We start from the raw sequence: 351 nt of genomic DNA on the forward strand, positions 1-351 counted from the left end.
TTCACCCATAAAATTCGAACAAATAGTTAGGCTGTGTAAGAGTCAGCCCCTCCATTTCACGCCGCTACGTTTATAGGAGAACTTGGCGTACCAAAATCTGGGAACTCATCCGCAATAATATGATGGTAAGGCGAGACGTTTGGTTCTCTACGAAATACGGCATTCTGCATACTAAGTAGAACGAATTTCCCTAATACATTAGAAAGTTCTGCTAATTCCCCTTTTGCAGTATTCACAAGTAAAATACCACCTTGCTCCAAGTAGGGTAAGTACCCAGCGCCTTATCATATTTCTATGATAGGTTTCCATGTACTCCCCCCCGAACCGTACGTACTTGTCTCCAAGTATACG

Annotated in this window: 1 pseudogene; it reads right to left on the bottom strand. The window is 42.7% G+C overall.

Features of this window, described 5'->3' with window-relative positions:
* Positions 1 to 92: 92 nt before the first annotated feature.
* Positions 93 to 263: pseudogene (locus MR169_RS28060) on the bottom strand (type IV secretory system conjugative DNA transfer family protein); the annotation flags it as partial.
* Positions 264 to 351 lie beyond the last annotated feature (88 nt).

Source organism: Bacillus cereus group sp. BfR-BA-01349 (genome assembly GCF_022663795.1).
GTDB lineage: Bacteria > Bacillota > Bacilli > Bacillales > Bacillaceae_G > Bacillus_A > Bacillus_A cereus.